Source organism: Psychrobacter pasteurii, assembly GCF_900162815.1.
GTDB classification, from domain to species: Bacteria; Pseudomonadota; Gammaproteobacteria; order Pseudomonadales; family Moraxellaceae; genus Psychrobacter; species Psychrobacter pasteurii.
Map to the genome: position 1 here is coordinate 43,008 of NZ_FUGD01000055.1, position 20,807 is coordinate 63,814.

Consider the following 20,807-nt stretch of genomic DNA (forward strand, 5'->3'; position numbering starts at 1 on the left):
AACCAGTAGCTGATACAACAGCAATTTTACAACGCTTGTTCTGTGAGTTAAAAAAATAGAGCTGCTTTGAATTCAAAGCAGCTCTAGATAATTCATCTTATGTTTAGTGGGTTATGAAAGACAATCCTTAACCGCAGATTAATCAATCATCCCTAATAGCTGAGCCATAAATAATAGCGCAATACCGCCTAAGAAGATTAGACCGGCAATACTATACAGCTTCATGCCTGAAGATAACTGCTGATGGTTTTTGGCAAGAGAGTAGTTTAACCAACCAAAGATGGGAGCAGATACGAAAGCTGTGATCATAGCAAATTTAAGCATAGCGCCTAACTGACCTGTGAAGAAGGTAATAATAATAAACCCGCCCCAAACACAGTATGTAGTCCAAGCTAGAATTTGCTTTTGCGAAACCTCTAGATCGCCTTTTACCAAACGCCAGCTTTCAGCGTTCACGCGGCCATAGCCATCAGCACAGGTAATAGTGGTTCCAAACATCACCATAAAGGCAATAAAGGCGACCAACAATCTTGCCCATTCACCAATGGTGGCTGTGTACATGTTAATCAGCTGATCGACATAAGCACCACCTTGGGTCTGAATTTCTACACCAGAGCCATACTGAACAAATACACCCAGGGCTAAGAATAACAAAGCCAAAACAGAGGTAGCAATAAAGCCGACATTAAAGTCAATTAAGCCTTGACGGTGCGTGGTCTGGTCGTTTTTAACCTTCGCAGAAATCCACATTGAGTTAATGGCAGAGAACTCAAGCGGTGCTGGCATCCAGCCCATTAATGCCACGATAAAGCCTAAGGTCGCCATATTCCAAGGTGAGGTGGCAACAAAGTCTGGTGAGATGGCAGTAGGCTTGCCAGAAGCAATCATAACGGCCGCTAAGGTCGCCACAGTCAATGCCACCATGATCCATTTGGTAACCCTATCGAGCATTTTATAATGCCCTAGGATAAGGAATAACCAAGAGACAACCATAACAATTAACGATAAGGTCGTGGTGGATAATCCAAGGCTTTCAGGTAGCATGAACCCTAGAATAACGGCAGCTAACAACGCCACTGCGCCGGTACTAATAACTGAGGCTGCAATGGACAATATAAAAAAGGCCCACAAATAAATTTTTGATTTTTTTGCATATCCAGCAACTAAAGATTCGCCCGTTTCATAGACATAATCAGTGCCAAACTTAAAGAAGGGATACTTAAAAAAGTTAGCCAAAATAATCATAATCGCTAACTGCCAGCCGTACATTGCCCCAGCCTGAGTCGATGAGATCAAATGCGAGCCACCGATAGCAGCTGTCGCTAATAAAATACCTGGGCCAAAGGCTTTCCAGTTAACACCACTGGGTGCTTTTTCAGCTACTCCACTGTTATTCATAAACATGCGTCCTTAACATATATTTTTAATCCAAATAAGTCTTTAAGCCTTTAGCGTTTCAAACTTTCATCAGTTTTTTTATTATGCATCGCTAAAGGCAATAAAGTGAAAATTTAAGTCAGTATTTTCGGCTAATAGAATAGCCATTAATTTGCTATGTCTGCAACTAAATTAACTTAGCAGACCCAATAGCTGGGCCATAAACAATAGCGCAACCGCACCTAAGAATATCAGGCCCGAAATACTGTAAACCGTCATCGCTGTAGATAGCTTCTTGTGACTCTTAACCAGGGAGTAGTTTAACCAGCCGTATACTGGGGCTAAGACAAATGCCGAGATCATGGCAAATTGCAGCATCATGCCCAGCTGACCTTTGAAGAAGGTGATTAGAATAAACCCGCCCAATGCTGAAAAAGTAGTCCACCAAAAGATAGATTTTTGAGAGGCTTCATTAGGGTTGTTATTAATCAGACGCATGCCTTCAGCAATCGAACGACCATAACCGTCAGCACACGCAATGATGGTGCCAAACATCACCATAAACGCCACAAAAGAGACCAAGTACTTAGACCAATCGCCAATGGTTGCGGTATACATGTTCATCAGCTGAGTAATGTAGGCACCACCTTGGGTCTGAATTTCAGTACCTGAGCCATACTGAACGAACACACCAAGGGCTAAAAACAGAATGGCCAAAATAGCACTTGAGATATAACCGGCATTAAAGTCGATCAAACCTTGTCTGTGCGTGGTGTGGTCCGTCTTCACTTTTTCTTTGGTCCACATAGACGTCATAGCAGCAAACTCAAGTGGTGCTGGCATCCAGCCCATTAGTGCGACAATGAAACCCAGTGAGGCCATATTCCAAGGTGATATTGCCACAAAGTCTGTCGCTATTTCAGTGGGGTTACGTGCTGCAATAAATACTGCCAAAATGGTGCTGATAATAAGTGCGGCCATGATCCATTTGTTAAAACGGTCTAGCACCTTGTAATGCCCCATTACCAAGAATAACCAAGAGACACTCATAACAATAAACGACAACGTTGTCATAGATAGGCTTAAACTTTCTGGAAGCATAAAGCCTAAGATGACTGTAGCTAATAAGGCAACGGCACCAACGCTGATTAGTGCAGACGCTAATAACAAGATCGTATATAGCCAAAGATACACACGCGATTTTTTAGCATAACCGGCAATAAGAGATTCGCCCGTGTCATACACATAATCGGTACTAAATCTAAAGAAGGGATATTTAAAGAAGTTGGCAAGAACAATCATAACGGCCAGCTGCCAACCATATATCGCACCCGCTTGGGTTGATGAAATAAGGTGAGAGCCGCCAACTGCGCCCGTTGCTAATAGGATACCTGGCCCAAAAATACGCCAGTTTAGCTTCCCGTGATTTGGAGATGCTGTGCTCATAAAGACCTCTAATGAGTAGTTGTAATGGGAGTTTGGCTGACCAGATATACAATAAAATTAAAAGATAGCTGTGCTGTCAGTTCATAAAAGCTGAATATACTATCACGTATATTATTCAGACCAATCACAATTTGCTATGTGTCGACTGCCTTTTAGTTATGGGTGTTCAGCAAAAATCACACACTTGAATAGCCAAGCTAAAGGCTGTCTTAAGACACCGTACAGTCAAATAAAATCCATTTAAATGAAAAGCTTAACTTCCTTTTAAAACTGCCTGTGCATATGAGCATCAATAGGCTTATATAACCCAGTCATCTGCAATAAAATAATACCATAACTAATAATTATCAATATGACTAGCACTGCATACTATTCGGAACTTTTACTTGGCTTGATTAGTCAGTACGATGGAGCGAGTGCGCAACGGAAATTGCGCCTTAGTAAGGGCTTTAAAATCTAAAGCATAATAAATAATGAGAACAAGGAGCGTTACATGCTATACCAAACCCCGAATACCGAGAACAGCTTGGTAAAATTCCGCGAAAAATATGACAACTTTATTGGCGGAGAATGGGTTGCTCCCGTTGATGGTGAGTATTTCGAAAATACCAGTCCAGTTGATGGTAAAGTCATTTGCCAAGTCGCTCGCTCAAAAGCGGCTGATATCGAAAAAGCACTAGATGCTGCTCATGCTGCTAAAGATGCTTGGGGTAAAACCAGTGTCACTGAGCGCTCAAATATTTTGCTTAAAATGGCTGACAAGATGGAAGAGCATCTTGAGCAAATCGCTGTGGCCGAGTGTTATGAAAACGGTAAGCCCGTTCGCGAAACCTTAGCGGCAGATATTCCTTTAGCGGTTGATCATCTGCGTTATTTTGCTGGTGCGATTCGTGCACAAGAGGGCGGAATTAGCCAAATTGATGACGATACCGTTGCTTATCACTTCCATGAGCCTCTAGGGGTGGTGGGTCAGATTATCCCTTGGAACTTCCCACTACTAATGGCAATTTGGAAAATTGCCCCTGCGTTAGCTGCCGGTAACTGTATTGTATTAAAACCTGCTGAGCAGACGCCAGCGTCTATCTTATATATGCTAGAGACTATTGGTATTGCTGATCTTCTACCAAAAGGCGTACTAAATATTGTTAATGGTTTTGGTGTTGAGGCCGGCAAGCCACTAGCATCCAACCCACGTATCAGCAAAGTTGCGTTCACCGGTGAAACCACAACTGGTCGCCTGATTATGCAATACGCCAGTGAAAACATTATCCCAGTTACGCTAGAGCTTGGTGGTAAAAGCCCAAACATCTTCTTTGCCGATGTGATGGATGAAGATGATGATTTCTTAGATAAGGCAGTTGAAGGCCTTGTGATGTTTGCGCTTAACCAAGGTGAGGTATGTACTTGTCCATCACGTGCTTTAGTTCATGAGAGTATCTATGATGAGTTTATCAAGCGCTGTATTGAGCGTGTCAATGCCATTAAGCTTGGTAATCCACTTGATACAGAAACTATGGTTGGGGCACAAGCCAGCTCAGATCAGCTAGAGAAAATCCTATCTTACTTAGATATTGGTAAAAAAGAAGGCGCGAAAGTACTGGTTGGTGGTGAGCAAGATCAGCGTGATGATGAGACCAAAGGCGGTTATTACGTGAAGCCGACCATTTTTGAGGGCACTAACGACATGCGTATTTTCCAAGAAGAGATTTTTGGACCGGTATTGTCAGTGACGACCTTCAAAGATGACGAAGAAGCAATGCAAATTGCTAACGATACACTTTATGGTCTAGGTGCTGGTATTTGGACACGTAATGTTCATAAAGCCTACCGCTTTGGCCGTGGTATTCAAGCCGGCCGCGTATGGACCAACTGCTACCACGTGTACCCAGCTCACTCAGCATTCGGCGGCTATAAGCAATCCGGTATTGGCCGTGAAAACCATTTAATGATGCTAGATCATTATCAGCAAACCAAAAACATGCTGGTGTCGTATAGCACCAAAGCGATGGGCTTTTTCTAAACTAGCTGTAAGTTCTAAAGTAAGTGGTAAGTACTAAGTAAGTGACAAACTGCTTTACAGATTAGTCTGTAAAGCACCTTTTAATACCAAGCGTGATTAATACGTTATGCATTTACAAGGAGAAGCAATATGTCTAATAAAATGAAAGCAGCTGTTTTACATGAGTTCAAACAGCCATTACAGATTGAAGAAGTTGATATCCCAACCGCGGGCCCTGGTCAGATTGTTGTAAAAATGGAAGCATCAGGCGTTTGTCATACCGATCTTCATGCAGTCGAAGGTGATTGGCCAGTTAAACCCAATCCGCCGTTTATTCCAGGTCACGAAGGGGTAGGTATTATTACCGAAGTAGGTGATAACGTTCATCATGTTAAAAAAGGCGACCGCGTTGGTGTGCCATGGCTGTACTCGGCTTGCGGGCATTGTACTCACTGTTTAGGTGGCTGGGAGACGCTTTGTGAAAAACAAGAAAACTCTGGCTACTCAGTAAACGGTAGTTTTTCAGAGTATGTGCTAGCAGACGCCAACTACGTCGGTATTATCCCTGAAGGTGTCGACTCTGTTGAAATCGCTCCTGTGTTATGTGCCGGTGTCACCGTATATAAAGGTCTTAAGATGACGGATACCAAACCAGGCGATTGGGTGGTGATATCTGGTATTGGCGGACTGGGACATATGGCAGTTCAATACGCGATTGCTATGGGGTTAAACGTTGCAGCGGTAGATATTGATGATGAGAAACTAGACTTCGCTAAACGACTGGGCGCAAAAGTGACCGTTAATGCCAAAAACACCGACCCAGGTGAGTATCTACAACAAGAGATTGGCGGTGCACATGGTGCTTTAGTTACCGCAGTTTCTGCTAAAGCATTTGATCAAGCGCAAGCTATGCTACGCCGCGGCGGTACATTGGTTTGTAATGGTCTGCCTACTGGCGATTTCCCAGTTTCTATTTTTGATACGGTTCTAAATGGTATTACCATTAGAGGCTCAATTGTAGGTACGCGTTTGGACTTACAAGAATCACTGGATATGGCAGCTGCAGGTAAGGTGAAAGCAACCGTAGCTGCTGAGCCGCTTGAAAATATTAACGATATTTTTGATCGTATGCGTGAGGGTAAGATCGAGGGTCGAATTGTTATTGATTACTCCAAGTAGCGTTTAGCATTCATTAGAGGCATGATTTATTAGCACTTATACTAATAAATCATCACAACAATAGGCCGTATCGTTTTATCGCACTGTCATTCGTTGCATGCGTATAAAGCGATATGGCTTTTTTTATCAAAAGGATATTGATATGAAAGTAGACGCAACCCAAGCAGCACTAGAGCTTATAGAGCTTTTAAAGTCTAAGCATGGCGAATTAATGTTTCATCAATCAGGAGGATGCTGTGATGGCAGCTCACCCATGTGCTATCCGCTAGGAGAGTTTAAGGTCGGTGGGCAGGATATTTTAGTCGGTGAAATTGGCGGTTGTCCTTTTTACATGGGCAAAGCACAACATGAATTATGGCAGCATACTGACCTGACCATCGATGTAGTTAATGGCCGTGGTGCCAGTTTCTCTCTAGAGATACCAGAGGGCAAACGATTTATTGTGCGCTCTGAGATTTGTGAGCGATAAATATTGTTTAGTTGCCGATATTGACTGCTGCTTGTCGTTATTTGGTATTGTTTTAAGACGATATAAATTCAGATTAAAACGATAATGAACGCATCGTTTTTATTAACTCATTGCTTAGCCTTATCTATTTTCATACTATGAATGTTGAATAAAATCACTTTATAACCTAAACCACTCGTTAAGGATGACGATATGACTATAGAACCTTTCAAAAGTAACTGGGCAACTGAAGAACATGAAATGGTATACGACAGTGCCTTAAAGATGTTCAAAAGCTGGGAAGAAAAAGACGAGCAATGGCGTGAAGATGGCAAAATCGCCCGTACCGCTTGGAATGAAGCCGGTGAGATGGGCTTTTTATGTGCTTCAGTACCAGAGCAGTATGGCGGCGGCGGTGGCGACTTTGGTCATGAGGCCATGTTGCTATTGGCACAAGCTCAAGCCAACCAATCAGGTTTTGGCGGGCAAGTTCACTCAGGTATTGTCGCCCCTTATATCCTCAAGCACGGCACAGAAGAACAAAAGAAAAAATGGCTTCCAAAAATGGCCTCAGGCGAATATGTCGCTGCCATTGCCATGACTGAACCCACCACAGGCTCTGACCTGCAAAATATCAAAACCTACGCCGTAAAAGACGGTGATGACTACATCATTAACGGCTCAAAAACCTTTATCACCAATGGCCAACACGCCAACTTAATTGTACTGGCCTGCAAAACAGACCGTGAATTGGGTGCAAAAGGCGTATCACTTATCGTGGTCGAAACAGATGGGTTAGAGGGCTTTGAGCGTGGCCGAAATTTAGACAAAGTCGGTATGAGCTCGCAAGATACCTCAGAGCTGTTTTTTAGCAATGTGCGTGTGCCACAATCCAACCTATTAGGCGACACAGAAGGCCTGGGCTTTATCCAAATGATGCAAGAGCTGCCACGTGAGCGCTTAATCATTGCTATTAGCGGTGTCGGTGCCATGAAACTTGCCATTGAGCTCACCCTCGATTACGTCAAACAACGTGAAGCATTCGGCAAACCTATTTGGAGTTTCCAAAATACCCGCTTTAAGTTAGCCGAATGTCAGGCCGATTACTTAGCTGCCAAGAGTCTGTGTGATTCAGCCATTAGCGCCTTAATGGACGATACGTTAACCGCGGCACAAGCCTCACTGATTAAATACTGGGTCACTGAAAAGCAGTGCAAAGTTATTGATGAGTGCTTACAGTTATTTGGCGGCTATGGGTACATGAAAGAATATCCAATCGCTCGTTTGTTTGCCGATGCGCGCGTGCAGAAGATTTACGGCGGCACTAACGAGATTATGAAAGAGCTGGCCTCACGCTATATGTAGTCTTTATCAAACAAGCTTTATATTTAATTATAGTGTTTATAGTAGCTTGAACATTATCATCGAAACATTAAATGGATTTACTGTTTAAATAAACCCTAATGCATTGATTGATCTATTTAAAGTGGTCAGTGTATTAGGGAAAGTAATAAAGGGATTTTTATGACGCAAGTTGCCTATATTTATGATGCCATTCGTACGCCTCGTGGCAGGGGTAAAAAGGATGGCTCACTTCACCAAGCCAGCCCGATTTGGCTGGTCCGCACCTTATTAAAAGAAATGCAGCAGCGCCACAATTTAGATACCAGTTTGGTAGATGACGTGGTGCTTGGCTGTGTCACACCTGTGGGCGAACAAGGCTCGGATATTGCGCGTATTGCGGTCATTGATGCTGGCTGGCATCAAAGTGTGGCTGGCGTGACCTTGTCTCGTTTTTGCGCCTCGGGTCTTGAGTCAATCAACTTAGCAGCCACCAAAGTTATGTCCGGTATGGAGGATATGGTGGTGGCAGGCGGCGTGGAGTCTATGAGCCGCGTTGCTATGGGCTCAGATGGCGGTGCTTGGTATATGGATCCCAGAGTCAATGACGTCACCCAGTATGTGCCTCAAGGTATTGGCGCAGATACCATTGCGACACTGCGTGGCTTTAGCCGAACGGATGTGGATGCTTTTGCGGCTGAATCTCATAGACGAGCGGCCAATGCGTGGGAGAAGGGATATTACGATAACTCGGTTGTGCCTGTGACCGACTTAAATGGCATGCTGTTGCTCGATAAAGACGAAACCATTCGCCCTAATACCTCTGTTGAAACCTTAGCAAAATTAAATCCCTCATTTGCCAAGCTGGGCGCTATGGGCTTTGATAGCGTTATTTTGGATAAATACACCACCATCGAGCGTGTTAACCATGTGCATCATGCCGGCAACTCATCAGGTATTGTGGATGGTTCAGCGCTGTGTCTGGTGGGTAATAAATCAGCTGGTGAGAAAGCCGGTTTAAAACCTCGGGCTAAGATTACCATGGCTTCTGTGATAGGTTCAGAGCCGACAATTATGCTAACAGGTCCAACACCTGCCTGCCAAAAGGCGCTTGCTAAGGCAGGCATGACTCCAGACGATATTGACCTATGGGAGATTAACGAGGCCTTTGCGTCTATTCCGATGAATACCGCTGCCGATTTAAACGTTGATTTGGATAAAGTAAACGTCAATGGCGGCGCCATTGCAATGGGACATCCACTGGGTGCAACCGGTGCCATGCTATTAACTACCGTACTAGATGAGCTTGAGCGTCGTGACTTAAATACAGCGATGATTACGCTTTGTGTTGGTGGTGGTATGGGTATTGCGACCATTATCGAGCGTGTTTAACGGCCATTATTGAACGCTTTCAACTGCAGTAGTCAGCCACTAGCTAATCACTCTCATTTTTCTTAAATGTGATGAGATAGCACAAGATACGGATAACAGTAAAAATATAGGGATATACCATGAGCACAAGTAGCACAATGGCTATTAATAAATTATCAGATTTTTCAGCCCCTCATTTTTCAACTGAGTTAGACGACGGTATTGTCACCGTTACTATTGATCAGACCGACCGAAAAATGAACGTCATTGGTGATGGCTTTAATGAAGCCTTTGCTGCCTTAACCGATGCCTTTATTACCGATGAAGAAGCCAAAGGCTTAATCTTAACCTCAGGCAAGTCCACTTTTGTGGTGGGTGCCGATATTGATAGATTGTCAGAGGTGGAAACCGCAGAGCAGGCATTTGATTTGGTAGAGGATTTAAAGCACAGTCTGCGCAAATTAGAAACAGCAAACAAACCCGTTGTGGCCGCCATAACCGGTACCGCATTAGGCGGCGGGTTAGAGCTTGCGTTAGCCTGTCATCATCGTATTGCTATCGATTCATCCAAAACGCAGCTTGGACTGCCCGAAGTTAAGCTTGGCCTTTTGCCAGGGGGTGGCGGTACCCAAAGATTACCGCGTCTTATCGGTATTCAAAAAGCCGTCGAGCTAATGACTCAAGGCAAAGCACTGCGTCCGAAGCAAGCATTAGAAGCCGGTCTAATTGATGCCCTAGCAACAGACAAAGCTGATTTAATTGACCAAGCCAAGCAGTGGATTAAAGACCATCCTGAGGCTCGCCAGCCATGGGACAATAAAGGCTTTAAAATCCCTGATGGTAACAGCACTCATCCAAAGTCGGTGCAAGTATTGTCTGTAGCGCCTGCCATGGCCAATCAAAAATCCCATGGCAATTATCCTGCAGTCACTCATATCTTATCGAGCGTGTTTGAAGGATGTCTGACTGATATTGATAATGGTCTTGAGATTGAATCGCGTTATTTTGCAGCGTGTGTATTGTCACCTGAATCCAAAAATATGATTAATACCTTATGGACTCAGCTCAATAGTATTAAAAAGGGACAATCTCGACCTGCAGGTTTTGAGCGCAATAAGATCTCTAAAGTAGGGATACTCGGTGCTGGCATGATGGGCGCAGGCATTGCATACGTCGCTGCTAAGGCTGGCATTGAGGTGGTGCTATTAGACAGCAGCTTGGAGAATGCTGAAAAAGGAAAAGGTTACTCAACTAAGCTGTTAGATAAAGCCATTAGTCGTGGCCGCTCAGCAGACGCTAAAAAACAAGCTTTATTAGCGCTTATTCAACCAACCACCAGTTATGAGGATCTTAAAGACTGCGAGCTGGTTATAGAAGCAGTATTTGAAGACATTAAAGTAAAAGCTGAGTGTACTGCTCAAGCTGAGGCAGTGATTGCTGATTCCGCTTTATATGCATCAAATACCTCAACATTACCTATTACTAGCTTAGCAAAGGCCAGTAAGCGACCCAATCAATTTATCGGATTACACTTTTTCTCACCTGTCGATAAGATGCCATTGGTAGAAATCATCGTCGGCGAGCAAACAGATGAGGCTACATTGGCTAAAGCCTTTGATTTTGTCACCCAAATTGGGAAAACACCCATAGTGGTTAATGACAGTCGCGGATTTTATACCTCTCGTGTCTTTGGCACCTATGTCTCAGAGGGCATCGCCATGCTCAGCGAGGGCGTGCATCCTCGCAGTATTGAAGTGGCAGGCTTAAAAGCGGGTATGCCTATGCCGCCTTTGGCACTACAAGATGAGGTTTCTTTAAGTTTATCATTAAAGGTTAGAGAGCAAGCACAACAGGCATTAGAAGCAGAAGGAAAATCCTTAAATGAGCATCCTGCACATGCTGTGATTAAAAAGATGGTCAATGAGTTTGGTCGTGAAGGAAAAAAAACAAGTAAAGGGTTTTATGACTATCTTGAAGGCAGTGACAAGCACTTATGGCCTGAGCTAACCACCCATTATCCTGTTAGTGACAATCAACCTGAGCAACAAGAGCTGATAGATCGCCTGCTATATATTCAAGCCAATGAATCTGCAAAATGCTATGAAGAAAACGTGGTACGTTCGGTAGCTGATGCCAATGTGGGTTCACTGTTTGGTTGGGGGTTTGCGCCAAATCATGGTGGCACGCTGCAATTTATTAATTCAGTCGGTGTTGAGCATTTTGTTCAGCACTCTCGAGAGCTTGCGGAAGCTTATGGTGAACGATTTGCACCTGCCAAGATTTTAGTCGATATGGCAGAGTCTGGTAAAACTTTTGGTGATGTAGTTGGTGGTGGAGAGAGTCATGACTAATACATTGTTAACTCAAATGGCTGACTGCTTAACTGATATTAAAGTGGTTGATTTAACCCGTAATCTACCTGGACCTTTTGCTACTCGATTATTGGCTGATTTGGGCGCAGAGATTATCAAGATTGAGCCATTACAAGGCGATCCAGCTCGTGCTTTTGGAGATATATTCAGCTCGCTTAACCATGGCAAACAGTGCATCAAGATTGATTTTCGTAGCCGGGAGGGCCTCGAGTTGATTAAACAACATCTCAAAGATGCCGATGTCATGCTGGATAGCTTTCGCCCCGGTGTGCTTGATGCAATTGGGCTAAGGAGCGATGTTTTACAAGCACTGAACCCTAAATTGGTTATGGTCTCAATTACCGGTTATGGCTTCGCTGATGGAGAGCACATCACTCACGACTGGAGCCAAAAGGCAGGGCATGACATTAACTTTATGGCGATGAGCGGTGTACTTGATCAATTAAAGACCGCAGAGGGCGGGCAATCTATGCCCAACGTACAGTTTGCTGATTTGGCAGGTGGTAGTGATACCGCGATTATTGCACTACTCGCTGCTGTACTGTCTGCCAGAGCAACCGGTAAAGGCCGTCATATCAATGTCAGTATGACGCACAGCTTATATCATCATCTGGTTATGCCTAAGGCCACTGGCAAGCTCATTGAACAAATGACCGGTGAAACCCCAAAGCCGCAGCATGACTTTTTAGGCGGTGTACTGCCATGTTACCGGTTATACAAAACGTCAGATAATCGCTATATGGCTGTCGGCTCACTTGAGCTTAAGTTTTGGCAAGAGCTATGTGATGTGTTGGAGTTACCTAAGCTTAAAGAAGTGCATTGGCAACTTGGCGTATTACCTAGCATGCCGGCGAGTATCGAGGCTATTAAAACTGTCACGGCAACCTTTGCTAGCCAGCCTTTAGCCCATTGGCAACAAGTGTTTAATGATACGGATGTGTGTGTCACCCCTGTATTGACGTTAGCTGAGGCTGAGGCGCATCCTTTGTTTGCACATCAAGATGAGTATAAAGCGACGGCAGGCTGGCAGGTGGTTGGGTAAGCCGCACTGATATGAGGTGAGACAGTTAATTGAGCATAGCCATAATTGACCCCTGCCGTCAAATCCGTACACCTAAACTTGGGAGATTTTAATTACGCAGCCTGACGGTAGAAATCAACCCAAACCTGTCTTGGCGATCTCATACCTAAATCTTGCTGAATCCTCGTTCCACTCGAGCATAGCTCTCACCTTGCGTCGCTGCAAAGCAGTGCTTTGCTAATCGCTCCTCATTGTAATAAAACTCAATATATTTGATGATACTGTTGATAGCCTCAAATCGAGTTGTGTAATTATGATGATATACCAACTCATTCTTTAAAACGCCCCAGAAGCTCTCTATTGGCGCGTTATCATAACAGTTGCCTTTAGCACTCATAGATCCTTTAAAACCGTATTTACTGATGATTTTGCGATAATCATCGCTGCAATACTGACTACCTCTATCTGAATGCACAATAAGACCTTGGCTAGGTCGTTTATCCTTGATTGCTTTATTTAAGGCTCTACAGACTAAATCTGCTTTCATGCGTTTATCGATAGCGTAGCTAACCAGTTCTTTGGTATACAAGTCTTTGACGCCTGCCAAATAAAGCCAGCCCTCATCTGTCCAGATATAGGTGATATCACTGACCCATGCACAATTAGGACGATTAACGCCAAATTGTTGTTTAAGCAAATTAGGATAGATTCGCTTGTTATGGTCTGAGTCTGTTGTCACTTTAAAGCGCTTATGACGTCTACATTTGATGTCATGTTCTTCCTTGATACTACGTACCATATACTTGCTGACATCGTGCCCTTGTTCACTTAAATGTGCGTGTAGACGCTGATAACCATATCGCTCTTTGGTTTCACTGTGAGCAGCTTTTACAAGCAGTTCACAGCGGTTACGATGTATTTGCTGAGCACTGATATCACGCTTCGTCCAGTCATAGTAGCTTGATGGTTTGATATCAAGGATTTTACACATGCTGGTAATGCTAAATTCATATTTGTGATGGTCAATAAAGGCGTACCTTACTGACCGTTCCTTGCAAAGTACGCCGTGGCCCCACTCGAGCATAGCTCTCGTCTTGCGTCGGGGCGAAGCAGTGCTTCGCTTCATTCCTCCTCATTTAGTATCTCTCGCTCTTCTTGTGCAATCTTCAACTCTCGCCTTAAACGCTTATTCTCTTCAATAACGGCCATTAATTCAGAATCAAACTGTTTAGTACCTTTGAGCTTACCTTGATTAGCTTTCCGTTGCCAATTAGCTAGCGTTTGCATTGGTAGCCCTAACTGCCTTGCTGTGGCACTGACATTGCCACCATTATCTTCTATTGCTTTGACCGCTTCTGCTTTAAATTCTTCACTATATCTCTTAACTTTGAACCGCCCCGGTATTGTCAGAGACTTAATATTCTGAGAGAATACGACAATGAAAAGACAAACCTACACTCCTGCCACATGGTCAGCTATTCAAGCCATTGCCCCTAAGATTGGCTGCACGCCTGAAACCCTGCGCTCATGGCACAAGAAGCATATAGATCAAACTATCCCTGCATCGGTACAAGCTCAAAGCCAAGAGCAACGTATTAAAGATCTTGAACGTGAATGCAGAGAACTCAAACAGGCCAATGAGATCATACGTAAGGCAGCGGCTTTTTTCGCCCAGGCGGAGAAGGGCCGTCCACCGAAATAATGGTCAAATTTATCGATGATCACAAGCAGAAATACGGGATCGAGCCAATATGTAGAGTACTACCGATTGCCCCATCAACCTACTACCGTACTAAAGACTTGGAGAGTTGCCCTGAAAAGCGCTCGTTGCGTCAGCAGCATGACGACTATTATATCAGCGAGATTAAACGCATCTGGCAGGACAGTAAATGCCGTTACGGTGTTCGTAAAGTCTGGCAGCAGATGAAGGCAGATGGTATTCATGTGGCTCGTTGTACGGTAGAGCGTTTAATGAAGCAGTATGGTATGCAAGGCATCTGGCGCGGTAAGGGCAAGATCACCACCAACAGCCGTGATGACCAAAAACGCGCTGATGACCTAGTCAATCGTAACTTTAATGCCCATCGTCCCAATCAGCTATGGGTAGCTGACTTCACCTATATAAAAACAACTAGCGGCTGGGTATATACTGCTTTTATTATTGACGTGTTTGCCCGTAGCATTGTCGGTTGGAAAGTATCTAATCGCATGAACACGGATATGGTTATGGCTGCGCTAAATCAGGCGATAGCAGACAGGAACAACCCTAAGGATGTCATTCATCACAGTGATCGAGGGGTTCAGTACTTATCCATTCGCTATACTGACAAAATGTGTGACTCTGGTATCATAGCTTCTGTCGGCACGACTGGTGATTCATACGATAATGCACTGGCTGAAACGGTCAATGGACTCTATAAATCTGAGGTAATTGACTATTTAAAGGAGAACTGGACTGGTATCAATGATATTGAACTGGCAACCCTTGAATGGGTGGATTGGTTTAATAAAATACGACTGCATAGCACGATTGGTTATGTGTCGCCCTTTGAGTTTGAAAAGCGGTATTATGATAATTTAATCCTGTCAGGCATTGCTGCCTGACTCAAGTAAATCAGCCTCCGATAAAGTCGGGGCGGTTCACTTTCTTAGTCATGGTGAACTCCTATTTGTCTTCTTTAGTTTACCAAGTTTTTCTCTACGGTTTTTTCAGCATACACCAGCAAGTGCTTAGCCGATTGTAGCGGATATACTGTATTGATAAAGTAAATCTAACCATCATTGCCCCAACGTATCTTACTTAACTCATCAAGTAAGGCTGGTCGTCTTGGCTTAGTACTAAATCGGGCTTGCCATCCTGCGACCATCGGTTGCCATACCTTTTTGCCCTCAGGAAGTGCCTCTAACATGATTTGAATATCCTGTGCCAACTCATGATAATGCTTGCGTTCACCGACATTTTCAATACATTTTTGCCAATGTTGTAGATAAAAATCTATCAACCAACTTGCATCATTAGCAATCAATTCATCTTGATAACGCTTGATATAATAAATATCAGGATGAGCTTTAATCAAAGCTGATAGCGCTTCGCTTTGTTTTTCTAGTTCATAGATTTGAATTAATACAGCATAGGTACTTCTGTCAAAGGTTGAACGGGCAAAATATGAGTTCATAGAAGGTGCATCATTAATACTTTTATCAATGCTTTGTTGCAAGCTGTGTTGTAACTCTACCTGTTTCGCCTTGATAGTTTTTTGCCATTCAGTTTCTGTATAGCTATCCTTCCATTGTTGATAATAAGACTCATTAATTCTACCGCTACTCGCTTCAATTGCTAACGCTTTACTGTTCTCACGCAAGATAGTCAATAACTTATCTTTATCGTACCTTTTAGTTTGTAATGTGTCATTTTTTAATGCCTGACTGGCTATATTGACAAACTGTATTTGCCATTCCTCTATCTCACTATGATAACCCCTATCTTTTCTCTTAGCTATCCTCACGCCTTCTTCAATGAAGCTCATAGCATCTTCTAACTTACCTTCTTGCATGGCATTATTTATCAGCATAAGGCGAATGGCTGGCAGATGTTGATAATCTTTTATCAGCTGGGCAACAGGCTCAACAACCTTAGAATAAATAGCCAGCTTAGGCGTATTATGAATATAATTTAATAAGCCAATTTTTAGTACCATCATGTTTTTAAGCTCAAAATCCCTATAAGAGGAAATTTTGGTCTTCTCGATACTTTGGTTTAAAAAATTAACCGCACCTAGCCAATCTTGCTTAGCAATAAATAAATCAAAGTACAATCGTTCCATATGATAGTTGTCAGAGATTTGACGTATATCACCTTCATATTGCCAGTATTGTATTTTCTCTTTTATCTCAGTGATTAAGGTATCAGGCAGGTAGGTATGGTATACCGTAAAATCTTGTGACCAATCTGGCAAATATCCAATACCATAGTCATTATCTTCAACATTAAACAATACTTTGCCAAGCTTGGCAAAACCTACATTAACAGGCTCATATAAGTCTGAGTCGGGATACTCATCATACAGCCTGAGTATCGTATCCATCCAATATATTGCCATACTAAGTTGGTATTGAGGCTGAGTAGTAAACTGGTTAAACAACATATCAAATTGATATAAAGGCTCACTGACATCAGGTTCATAGCCATATAATTGATAATCATCTAAGTCTAGTAGGCTATCAATTTGACGATATAAAGACTGCAAAACGATAGGGTGATGCTCAAAGCTTTCGTATTTGGAAGATATGTCTTGGATTCTTTCGTCTTTTAAATTAGAAAACTCATAATCCTGTTTGGCACTGGCATTTGTATTGACTTTGCTATGGGCATTATTTTCATGGGCCTTTGCCTGATACTGGCTGTGCCAGATGACCAATTCATCGATAAGCTCAGGATGACGCAAAAAGCAATGCTGAACGAAATTGCGCAGTGCTTTTTCATCAAGGGAATGTATCATCTTATCCTTATCAATTATGCCATCAAGCACCTCAGCACTTCCAACATCATTATAACAATCCATACCAGTCGCCGAGTCGATTGTAGGCAGTTGACCGCCTGCTTGTAACGTACGAACTTTTAGTAACATTGCTACCATATGCTTGCAATAATCATCATAAGGGCATTGGCAGCTCATAGACTCAATCACCATATCTTTATCTGGCAAATCTGTGAGCAATAGCTTGACTTGATAAGAACGACTGCCAATCACATAAGAGACATATTGCTTGGTTTTTATACCGTGGGTACTGACACTTTGCTTTGATAGCTGAGTCACTCGCCCCATGTTTTCATAGTCACACCCACGCTCGATGATAGTATTTCTAAATAGCTTCTCAAAGCGTGATAACTTGCCAAGTGCCATCTTGTACCCTTTTATTTACAGCTTTATAGTTAATACCCCGCTCTCAACACTTTTAGGGGTTGAAAAAAATGACACCTCACTATCCTTAAAGTTTTCGACCAAGAAGACCAAGGACAATGAGATGCCACTTGACGAATTTATCATTAATATCTATCTAATGGTAGAGCAATATTATACCAATTCCCTCTATACACGACAAAAAACAAAAAAGCTGACTAAGGACAAGGCATAATAGTAATTTTTCTTACGAACCACACTTGATGAAATGAGAGTCGCCTAATTCATTAAATGGTGACAACTATGTTGACAAACACCGAGCGTAAGATATTCCCATCTGATCAAGCGGCGTTTAAGGTTGTTTATCTAGCAACTCAGCAGGCTTCTAAAAAGTGGTCGATGCCTATCCGTAACTGGACGTCTGCTCTTAATCGCTTTATGATTATGTTCGATGAGCGTGTTAGTAAGCATTTAATCTAAATTGCAGTTACACAGAATCTGGGATGGGCTCTCTTAACGATTTTTATTTATCAACTTGACTGTCAGCGCAACTAATTAGCATATACTCTGTTAGTTGGATTTCATTTTCTAGATTACCTCTAATTATCATCTCATACCTTTAGCTTCCTATAAACCTTATAAAAACATTCTCCTGCCAACAATAATAGCAGATAGCCCTAGATGCATAAGACTCCATAGGTGATTACAACTTATTAACAAACAAGACATTTAGGATAAAGGATAGTTGGCTATTATGGAGTATTATTATTAAACGTTTGTATAATATAACTACAAAACTTATTTTACCGATTTTACCGCCTAAAAAAACGAGCAAGGGAGATGTCATAATGAAGGCTAATCATTCAGTACTTAAAAAAATGCTGTCACTGGCAATAGGGGCAACGTTAATTGGTGGCCTAGCTGGCTGTATTGTGACACCTGATTACGACTATGGTGATCGTCCTATTTATAAGGATGATAGACACCAAACCAACAAACATCATGATAGAAAGTATAAGCACGACTATAAAAAGAAATATAAAGGCGATGATGTTGAAGATAGAATTAAACGAGAAGCTCGTTACCCTGCTATAAAAAGACAGGCTGTAAGAAAGGTTCAATCAATGGGTTATCGTGTTGATGAGATTGAACTAGATGAAAAGAATGGCCGTGGTATTTTTGAGATTGAAGCCAAACGTGGCGGGCAAGAGTACGAAATTGAACTCGGCTATCCCAACCTAAATGTCATTAAGATTGAAAAAGACTAAATTACTGCAAACATCTTTTTAAATATTATTTTAATACTTAGAGGTAAGTTTTCATGACAAATATTAAGCTACTATCAGCAGGCCTTATGGCTGCTACTTTAGGGGTTGCCACAGGCTGTACATCAACTCCATTAATCCTAGATGGTCCTATTTATCATCCTAATGGAGGCGTTTATTACCCGGATGGTAAAGGCGATTATAAAAAGCATGATGACTATAAAAAGAAAAATAAGAAGAAACACAAGAAGAGTGAGTACAATCGAGTTAATGCAGAGAGAGTGGCCACTCGTAAGTTAAACAGTATGGGCTACCGAGTTGAAAAGGTAGACTATAAGCACAGCCAAGGCATTGTCAAAACAAAAGCATACCGTGGTGGCAGTAAATATAAAATTGACTTGGCTTATCCAAGCATGAATGTGGTCAAGCTAAAGAAAGACTAGTAGAGTAGGGGAGCGCCTACATTAACGACTGCTCAGGCTGTCTATATAGTCTGCCCAGTGCTGCATCATTTGAGTACGTGTGTCTATCTCATCAAGTCGGTTATACGCTCCACCATGGGTATCTTTGATTCTATGGCCAAGCTGTAGCTCTGTCACAATGTCTGAATAGCGAAGTTCAGGTTGTTCCATCAGTAAAGTTTTGGCAGATGCCCTAAATCCATGTGCACAGTGCTTACCTTTATAGCCTAGACGATGAAAGGCTTGAACCAAGGTCGCTTTACTCATGTATGCATTATTTGATGAGCGAATTGACGCAAATACATAAGGCTTATAACCGGTTATCTTTTGAATCTCACGCAGGCGGTAGATAACTTGATCTGCCAATGGCACTACCAAGCTTGAGACCATATCCTCACGACCTTCACCCTTAGTAGGTGAAAACTCCCATAGTTTATTATCCCAATCAATCTCATCCCAGCGCATAGAGCGCAGATCGATACTGCGCACAAAGACATAAGGCAATAAATTCATTGCCATCAAGGTCAGCTCGCTTGCTGCAGTAAACTCTGACATATCCCTTAATAACATAGCAAACTCATCGGGTTTAGTCAGTGCTGGCAAGTGTTTACCAGAGTTGGCTGGTGCCAATTCTCCACGGGTGTAAATGGCAACGTTGTTATCGCACAAACCCCGTGCAACAGCGAATGAAAATACTTTTTCTGTATATAAACGGGTACTGGCACCGACAAAGGCTGCTTCATTATCGTTATTTTGAATAGATTCACAGACGTTTAGGATGGTTTCGCTGGTAATATCATTAATACGTAAGTCGCCAATCTCAGCACACATATAACCCAAGCACAGATCCCAAAACTTTAAGGTAGATTCACTAAAAGAGCGCTTACCAGATTTGCGTTGACGGCGGCTATTAATTTTATTGTCCTTCCAGGCTTCAGCAATCTCAGAAAAAGTGGCATTTTTTAGATGAGCGTATTTATTAACCCGTTGCTGTTGGCGTATGGCTTTAGGGTCAGTGCCATTTCGAACCATATCTAATACAGATTCTGCTTTGGTTTTAGCCTCGTTTAAACTAATATCCTCTACAGAGCCCAAAGTCATACGTGGACGTTTATTAGGCTGATGTGGGTGGGTATAACGTAGATAATATTCTTTTTTACCATTAGGGTAGGTGCGTACACTTAACCCCGGCACACCAGCCACCGCAACTAGGTAATCTTTATCACGGCACTCAAGTCTATTGATGTCCCGTTTATTATGAATAATCATATTTCTCACTTTATTGCTTTTATCAGTTAGATAAAGTGCACCTGTTTTTTGCACAACTTTTTATAAAATAATTTTTGTACAATCTAGATAATTATTGTGCTAAAGTATTCCTAACAAACAGCGTTCGCTGTCTCTCATTGCTACTATCTCTTCTCAAATCCAGTGCCAAATCACTTCTTTATTTGGACACCAAACTGGACACCAAAACCACATAAAATAAAATACAAACCCTTTATTATTATAGCTTTTATACTAAATTATCCCCAAGTATCCCTTGGGGATGATTTGGTTTATTATAGATGAAATAAAACATAAATGCTGGCAAGTGACGGTTTATTGGATAAAAAGGTGAATTTT

14 protein-coding genes, 2 pseudogenes and 1 other annotated feature are annotated in these 20,807 nt (G+C 42.4%); of the genes and pseudogenes, 11 read left to right on the forward strand and 5 right to left on the reverse strand.

Going from position 1 to position 20,807, the window contains the following annotated elements; translation table 11 throughout:
- Nucleotides 1-138: 138 nt before the first annotated feature.
- Complete coding sequence (locus A1232T_RS03430; protein WP_095532722.1) at nucleotides 139-1,398, reverse strand: NRAMP family divalent metal transporter; 1,260 nt, start codon at nucleotides 1,396-1,398, stop codon at nucleotides 139-141.
- Nucleotides 1,399-1,569: 171 nt separating this feature from the next.
- Nucleotides 1,570-2,823: an NRAMP family divalent metal transporter gene (locus tag A1232T_RS03435; RefSeq protein ID WP_095532723.1), complete on the reverse strand. Its 1,254-nt coding sequence runs from the start codon at nucleotides 2,821-2,823 to the stop codon at nucleotides 1,570-1,572.
- 493 nt (nucleotides 2,824-3,316) lie between these two features.
- On the opposite strand from A1232T_RS03435, the gene adh reads away from it, so the two are divergent.
- The 7 genes from adh (at nucleotide 3,317) to A1232T_RS03470 (ending at nucleotide 12,575) form a co-directional block, all read left to right on the forward strand.
- Nucleotides 3,317-4,843 (forward strand): aldehyde dehydrogenase, encoded by a 1,527-nt coding sequence (adh, locus tag A1232T_RS03440; protein WP_077448071.1) that lies wholly within the window; start codon nucleotides 3,317-3,319, stop codon nucleotides 4,841-4,843.
- 129 nt (nucleotides 4,844-4,972) lie between these two features.
- Complete coding sequence (gene adhP / locus A1232T_RS03445; protein WP_077448072.1) at nucleotides 4,973-6,001, forward strand: alcohol dehydrogenase AdhP; 1,029 nt, start codon at nucleotides 4,973-4,975, stop codon at nucleotides 5,999-6,001.
- Nucleotides 6,002-6,143: 142 nt separating this feature from the next.
- Entirely contained in the window at nucleotides 6,144-6,470 is a 327-nt protein-coding gene (locus tag A1232T_RS03450; RefSeq protein ID WP_077448073.1) for a DUF779 domain-containing protein, read from the forward strand.
- 192 nt (nucleotides 6,471-6,662) lie between these two features.
- Nucleotides 6,663-7,814: an acyl-CoA dehydrogenase family protein gene (locus tag A1232T_RS03455; RefSeq protein WP_077448074.1), complete on the forward strand. Its 1,152-nt coding sequence runs from the start codon at nucleotides 6,663-6,665 to the stop codon at nucleotides 7,812-7,814.
- Nucleotides 7,815-7,973: 159 nt separating this feature from the next.
- Nucleotides 7,974-9,182 (forward strand): acetyl-CoA C-acetyltransferase, encoded by a 1,209-nt coding sequence (locus A1232T_RS03460; protein ID WP_077448075.1) that lies wholly within the window; start codon nucleotides 7,974-7,976, stop codon nucleotides 9,180-9,182.
- 119 nt (nucleotides 9,183-9,301) lie between these two features.
- On the forward strand, nucleotides 9,302-11,512 hold the full coding sequence (locus A1232T_RS03465; protein ID WP_077448076.1) for a 3-hydroxyacyl-CoA dehydrogenase NAD-binding domain-containing protein: 2,211 nt from the start codon (nucleotides 9,302-9,304) through the stop codon (nucleotides 11,510-11,512).
- Nucleotides 11,505-12,575: a CaiB/BaiF CoA transferase family protein gene (locus A1232T_RS03470; protein ID WP_077448077.1), complete on the forward strand. Its 1,071-nt coding sequence runs from the start codon at nucleotides 11,505-11,507 to the stop codon at nucleotides 12,573-12,575. The genes A1232T_RS03465 and A1232T_RS03470 overlap by 8 nt, the downstream gene beginning before the upstream one ends.
- A 92-nt stretch (nucleotides 12,576-12,667) precedes the next feature.
- On the opposite strand, the pseudogene A1232T_RS03475 reads toward A1232T_RS03470, so the two are convergent.
- Nucleotides 12,668-13,958, reverse strand: a pseudogene (locus A1232T_RS03475) (IS3 family transposase).
- Between the two features lie 34 nt (nucleotides 13,959-13,992).
- Here A1232T_RS03475 and A1232T_RS03490 point away from each other — a divergent pair.
- Nucleotides 13,993-15,158 (forward strand): IS3 family transposase gene (locus tag A1232T_RS03490; protein ID WP_425272054.1). Its coding sequence is split into 2 segments (ribosomal slippage): nucleotides 13,993-14,224 and nucleotides 14,224-15,158, totalling 1,167 coding nucleotides; the frame shifts between segments, so codons are not numbered across the junction.
- Nucleotides 14,214-14,330 (forward strand) — a sequence feature (AL1L pseudoknot). It overlaps the preceding gene by 117 nt.
- A gap of 167 nt (nucleotides 15,159-15,325) precedes the next feature.
- Here A1232T_RS03490 and A1232T_RS03495 read toward each other — a convergent pair.
- Nucleotides 15,326-17,458: an SWIM zinc finger family protein gene (locus tag A1232T_RS03495; RefSeq protein ID WP_077448080.1), complete on the reverse strand. Its 2,133-nt coding sequence runs from the start codon at nucleotides 17,456-17,458 to the stop codon at nucleotides 15,326-15,328.
- 315 nt (nucleotides 17,459-17,773) lie between these two features.
- Here A1232T_RS03495 and A1232T_RS03500 point away from each other — a divergent pair.
- The 3 genes and pseudogenes from A1232T_RS03500 to A1232T_RS03510 form a co-directional block, all read left to right on the forward strand.
- Nucleotides 17,774-17,935: pseudogene (locus tag A1232T_RS03500) on the forward strand (IS256 family transposase); the annotation flags it as partial.
- 368 nt (nucleotides 17,936-18,303) lie between these two features.
- Complete coding sequence (locus A1232T_RS03505; protein WP_077448081.1) at nucleotides 18,304-18,723, forward strand: PepSY domain-containing protein; 420 nt, start codon at nucleotides 18,304-18,306, stop codon at nucleotides 18,721-18,723.
- Between the two features lie 53 nt (nucleotides 18,724-18,776).
- On the forward strand, nucleotides 18,777-19,163 hold the full coding sequence (locus A1232T_RS03510; RefSeq protein WP_077448082.1) for a hypothetical protein: 387 nt from the start codon (nucleotides 18,777-18,779) through the stop codon (nucleotides 19,161-19,163).
- A 21-nt stretch (nucleotides 19,164-19,184) separates the two neighbouring features.
- Here A1232T_RS03510 and A1232T_RS03515 read toward each other — a convergent pair whose 3' ends face one another.
- A complete protein-coding gene (locus A1232T_RS03515; RefSeq protein WP_077448083.1) occupies nucleotides 19,185-20,450 on the reverse strand; it encodes a tyrosine-type recombinase/integrase in 1,266 nt (421 codons plus the stop codon).
- Nucleotides 20,451-20,807: the final 357 nt, after the last annotated feature.